The sequence below is a fragment of the Streptosporangium sp. NPDC006013 genome, assembly GCF_040614275.1.
In the GTDB taxonomy this organism is placed as follows: Bacteria; Actinomycetota; Actinomycetes; order Streptosporangiales; family Streptosporangiaceae; genus Streptosporangium.
In genome coordinates this window covers 1-5,322 of sequence record NZ_JBEXUE010000597.1, presented here as the reverse complement: position 1 = coordinate 5,322, position 5,322 = coordinate 1, and the positions used below count along the sequence as shown (strand labels likewise).

4 protein-coding genes are annotated in these 5,322 nt (G+C 72.5%); 3 read left to right on the top strand and 1 reads right to left on the bottom strand.

Translation table 11 applies throughout. From position 1 onward, the window contains the following. Positions 1–88: 88 nt before the first annotated feature. Complete coding sequence (locus tag ABZ260_RS45760) at positions 89–943, top strand: amidase family protein (RefSeq protein ID WP_355630748.1); 855 nt, start codon at positions 89–91, stop codon at positions 941–943. A gap of 15 nt (positions 944–958) precedes the next feature. Here ABZ260_RS45760 and ABZ260_RS45755 read toward each other — a convergent pair whose 3' ends face one another. Next, positions 959–1,519: a hypothetical protein gene (locus ABZ260_RS45755; RefSeq protein ID WP_355630745.1), complete on the bottom strand. Its 561-nt coding sequence runs from the start codon at positions 1,517–1,519 to the stop codon at positions 959–961. Positions 1,520–1,617: 98 nt separating this feature from the next. Here ABZ260_RS45755 and murA point away from each other — a divergent pair, with 98 nt between their 5' ends. Together murA and ABZ260_RS45745 are read left to right on the top strand one after the other, a co-directional pair. Further along, positions 1,618–2,934, top strand: a complete 1,317-nt coding sequence (gene murA, locus ABZ260_RS45750; RefSeq protein WP_355630741.1) for a UDP-N-acetylglucosamine 1-carboxyvinyltransferase — start codon at positions 1,618–1,620, stop codon at positions 2,932–2,934. Positions 2,935–3,004: 70 nt separating this feature from the next. Then, the gene (locus ABZ260_RS45745) at positions 3,005–5,287 is read left to right on the top strand and encodes a transglycosylase domain-containing protein (protein WP_355630738.1); all 2,283 of its coding nucleotides are present in this window, start codon (positions 3,005–3,007) and stop codon (positions 5,285–5,287) included. Positions 5,288–5,322 lie beyond the last annotated feature (35 nt).

Here is a 5,322-nt window from a genome sequence, read left to right as displayed (position 1 = left end):
CACGATCCCGCGGTCTTCACCGAGAACGCCGAGCCGGCCGAGCCGCCGAGCCACGGCTATGCCAAGGACGCCTCCGAGGTGGAGGGCTATGTCCGCCTCCTTCTGCAACGTGGCGGGGCTGCGGCCCACCCCCGGGCGGGTGCCGGCGCCGTCGGCCGTCGCGGCCTGGTTCACCCTCGGCGTGCCGGGGCCGATGGCCCGTACCGCCGGGGACCTGGCGCTGCTGATGAGCGCGGTCGCCGGGTTCGACGCCTCCTCCCCCCTGTCGATCGCCGAGAGCGGCACCGTCTTCGCCGGGCCGCTGGAGCTGGAGGCGACCGGGCTGCGCGTGGCCTGGAGCCCGGACCTGGGCGGGCTGCCCGTCGACGCGGAGACCGCCAAGGTCACCGCGGACGCCCCGGCCGTGCTCGCGGAGCTGGGCGCGCGGGTGGAGCGGGTGGAGCTGGACCTGTCGGGCGCCGAGGACGCCTTCCGGATCTACCGGGCGTGGTACTACGCGCTCTGCTACGGCGACCTGCCGCAGGAGCGCCTGGGGGCGAACGTGCGCTGGAACGTCGAGCGGGGCCGCGAGGTGACCGGGGCCGACCTGGCCCGCGCCGAGCGGCTGCGCAGCGGGCTCTACCAGCGGATGGAGGCCTTCTTCGGCACCTACGACTTCCTGATCGCCCCGGTCAGCCAGGTGCCGCCGTTCCCGGTGGACGCCCCGTACGTCTCGGAGATCAACGGGCAGTCGCTGCCCGACTACCTGGCGTGGATGCGCTCGGCCTACTGGATCAGCGTGCTGCACGCCCCGGCGGCGTCGGTGCCGTGCGGGTTCACCTCGGACGGGCTGCCGGTGGGCGTGCAGATCATCGGGCGCCCCTTCGCCGACATGGCGGTGCTCCGGCTGGCCCACGCCTTCGAGCGCGCCACCGGGTACGGCGCGCGCAGGCCGCCCCGCTGACCGCGACCGCCGCGCCTACCGGCCGTCGATGTCATGCGACGGCAACGGCCCGTAGGGGTCGTCCCCGCCGAACGGATGGCGCAGCGGCGAGTCGCGGTAGCCCGCGATGCCCTCCAGGACGAAGAAGGCGCCGGCGGCCAGCGTCGGCCACGCGTACAGCACGCCCCTGGCGGTCAGCGCCAGCGGCCCCGGGACCAGCGGCACGGAGCTTCCCGCGGAGCTCCCCGAGGCGGCGACGCTCACCGCGCCGAGGTTGGCCGCCTCGCCGACCAGCAGCGCGAGGTGCGCGCCGAGCAGGCCGCCCGCGGCCAGGCCCACCACCACCGGCAGCGGGCGCCCCCCGCGCGACACGCCATAGCCGATGACCCCGCAGACCAGCCCGAGCACGCCCGTGATGACGGCGAACCAGCCGTCGGCGGCGATCAGCGCCTGCGTGGAGGGATCGGCCAGCAGCGGCCCCTTGCCCGTCACGACGTACGGGGGTCGCGGCGCGGCCAGCGACCACAGGATCCCGGCGACGACTCCGGCCAGGGCGAGCACCAGCACGGTGATCACGAAGTCACGCACAGCGCGCACCACGGCCCCCTCACCCTCTGCGCAGATGTGCCCGATGTTACCCATCCGCCCGCCCGGCGCCACCCGGGGTTCCCGCCGAGTCCCGTTACGCTTACGGGGTGAACGAAGAGGCATGGTTGATCGAACCCTCCGGGCCGCTCCGCGGTGACGTCGAGGTCCGCGGTTCCAAGAACGGCGTCTCCAAGCACATGGTCGCCGCGATGCTGGGCGCCGGTGAGAGCACGATCCAGAACGCCCCGGACGTGGGCGAGGTGGGGATCACCGCGCAGATGCTGAGGGCGCTCGGCATCGACGTGGAGATCAGCTCCGGGGAGATCACCGTCTCTCCCGGGGAGCAGATCAACCCGCACGTGCCGGCGGCGTTCACCGGCCTCAACCGGATCCCGATCCTGATGCTGGGCCCGCTGCTGCACCTGGCGGGCGAGGCGTTCGTGCCGCTGGTCGGCGGCGACCCGATCGGCCGCCGGCCCGTCGACTTCCACGTCGAGGCGCTGCGCGCGATGGGCGCCGAGGTCGAGGTGAGCGACACCGGCGTGTACGCCAAGGCCAAACGACTGCGCGGCACCCGGCTCGAACTGCCCTACCCCAGCGTCGGCGCCACCGAGACGATCCTGATGTCCGCGGTGCTGGCCGAGGGCAAGACCGTGCTGAAGGGCGCGGCGATGGAGCCCGAGGTGGTGGAGCTCGCCCTGTTCCTGCAGCGCATGGGCGCGCGCATAGAGCTGAGCCCGGACCGGCGCATCGTGATCGAGGGGGTGGAGCACCTGCACGGCGCCTCCACCTGGCTCAACGGCGACCGCATCGAGGCGTTCTCCTACCTGGCGGCCGGTCTGATCACCGGCGGCCAGGTACGGGTGCACGGCTGCCCGCAGGACCGGCTGGTCACCGCGATCACCACCCTGGCCAGGATGGGCGCCGAGGTCGACATCACCGACGACTACCTGTCGGCGTCGGCGCCGCACGGGCTGCGGGCCGCGGCGGTGCAGACCGACACGCACCCGGGGTTCATGACCGACTGGCAGACGCCCCTGATGGTGCTGTTCACCCAGGCCCAGGGCATGTCGGTGCTGCACGAGACCGTGTTCGAGAACCGCCTGGTCTACGTGCCCGCACTGCAGAAGATGGGCTGCGAGATCGAGGTGTTCGACGTCTGCCTGGGCGGCCCGGCCTGCCGCTACCACGACACCAACGCCAAGCACTCGGCGGTCGTGCGCGGCGTGTCCAGGCTGAGCGGCGCCGACGTGACGCTGCCCGACATCCGGGCCGGGTTCTCCGCCGTGCTGGCCGCGGCCGCCGCGGAGGGCGTCTCCACGCTGCGCGGGGTGCACCACATCGAGCGGGGCTACCACCGGCCGTTCGAGCAGTTCGCCTCTCTCGGGCTGAAGATCAGTCGAGAAAAGGTGCAGGACGGGTAAGGATTGGCAACCGGGCGTTTATGGGTGATCGTCCGGTTGCACGTTACCTTGCGTGACATCGCACCCAGAGGTGAGACGCGGACCCGGCGCGTGCCTGCGCGTCCTGGCGGCCTGCGGGGTGCTCGGCGGGCTGCTGGCCGCCCTGGCCGCGCTGCCGCTGGTCGGCACGGTGGGGGTCACCGTCAACAACGTCACGAGAACCCTGACGGACCTGCCGCCGAGCCCTCGGGAGAACCCGCTCGCCCAGCGCACCGTGCTCCTGGACCGGAACGGCAAGCGGTTCGCCCAGTTCTACACGGAGAACCGGACCGTCGTACGACTCGACCAGGTCGCCCCCGTCATGCGTGAGGCGATCGTGGCGATCGAGGACTCGCGCTTCTACGAGCACGCGGGCCTGGACATCAAGGGCACCCTGCGCGCCCTGGTGACCAACACCAGGGCGGGCGGGGTGCGCCAGGGCGGCTCCTCGCTCACCCAGCAGCTGGTGAAGAACATCCTGGTCGAGAACTCCGAGACCGAGACCGAGCGCGCCCAGGCCCGCGCGCCCAGCATCCAGCGCAAGATCACCGAGCTGCGGTACGCGCTGGCGATGGAGAAGAAGTACACCAAGGCCGAGATCCTGGAGCGCTACCTCAACATCGCCTACTTCGGCGCGGGGGCCTTCGGGGTGGAGGCCGCCGCCCAGCGCTTCTTCTCGGTCGCGGCCTCCCGGCTGACCCTGGCGCAGGCGGCGACACTGGCCGGCGCGGTCCGCACCCCGTACATCACGGACCCGTCGCTGGACGCGGCGCGCAGGAAGAAACTGCGAGAGCGCAGGGACATCGTCCTGGAGCGGATGGCCCAGCTGTCGTACGTCCCCCGGCCCCGGGCGGAGGCCGCCATGAGACGGCCGCTGAACCTCCGGCTGCAGCCGCAGCCCGGCGGCTGCGACGGGAGCGTCTATCCCTACTTCTGCCTGTACGTGCACAGGGAGCTGCTGACCAACCCGGTCTTCGGCCACACCCGCGCGGAGCGGGAGCGCCGCCTGGCCAGGGGCGGCCTGGTGCTCCGCACCACCCTGGCGCCGAGGGCCCAGCGGGCCGCGGAACGCGCCATCGCCGCGCGCGTCGGCAGCAAGGACACCGAGGTCGCCGCCGAGGCCATGATCCAGCCTGGCACCGGGCGGATCCGGGCCATGGCGGCGAGCAAGAAGTACGGCCTCAACACCGGCGGCAAGAACGACGGCCCCCGCACCACCTACAACCTGGTCGCCGACACCGCGCACGGAGGCGGCCAGGGATTCCAGGCGGGGTCGACGTTCAAGGTGTTCACCCTGGCGACCGCGCTCAGCCAGGGCTGGCGGTTCGACCAGGGTTTCATGACACCCGGCAGCTTCGTGCCCGACAGCGGTTTCAAGAACTGCCTGGGCCGCAAGGTCAACGACCCCGGCGCGGAGATCTTCAACGCGAGCGGCGAGGGCAACGGCGGCCCGCAGAGCCTGTCCACCGGTACCTGGAAGTCGGTGAACATCTTCTACATGATGCTGGAGCAGCGGGTGGGCCTGTGCCCGGTCGTCAGGACCGCCAAGGCGATGGGCATCGCCCGCGCCGACGGCGCCCCGCTGCGGGAGGTGCCGACCTTCACCCTGGGGGTGAACGAGATGGACCCGGTGACCGTGGCGGCGGCGTTCGCCGCGTTCGGGGCGCGGGGCCGCTACTGCCGCCCGCTGGCCATCGTCGAGATCGTCGAGCGGAACGGCAGGCACTTCCGCGTCCCGCCCAGCTGCGCGCAGGCGATCGAGCGCGACGTGGCCGACGCGGTCAACTACCTGCTGTCCGGGGTGTTCACCAAGGGCACCATGACCGGTCAGAGCATCGGCCGACCGGCGGCGGGCAAGACCGGCACCAACAACGGCTACACGTCGGCCTGGTTCGCCGGCTACACCCCCGACCTGGCCGCGGCGGTCAGCGTGGGCGACATCCGCGGCTCCTACCGCTACCCGCTGCGCGACGTCGAGATCGGCGGCGAGTACTACGGAGCGGTCCAGGGGGCCTCCCTGCCAGGGCCGATCTGGGTGTCGTCCATGTCCGCCGCCCTGCGGGACGTCTCGCCGCGTTCCTTCCACCACCCGGACATGGGCCGTTTCGGCGGCGGGTTCACCCCGGGCCTGAAGGAGGCCGAGGAGGCCGAGAAGGCCAAGCGCCGTGACGGCGAGCGTCGCGGCGAGGAGGCCCACGCGGACGGGCCCCGCCGGGCTCGCGGCTTCCCCCGGAACCGTGGCTTCCCTCGGAACCGCGGTTTCCACCGGGCCGCGGGTCCGGGAGTTCACGATGGCGGAAGAGGAGGCGGACTGCCGCCCGGCAACGCGTGGTAGAGCCGGCCCGGGTCGTCCGGCGGCCGCCGGACGAC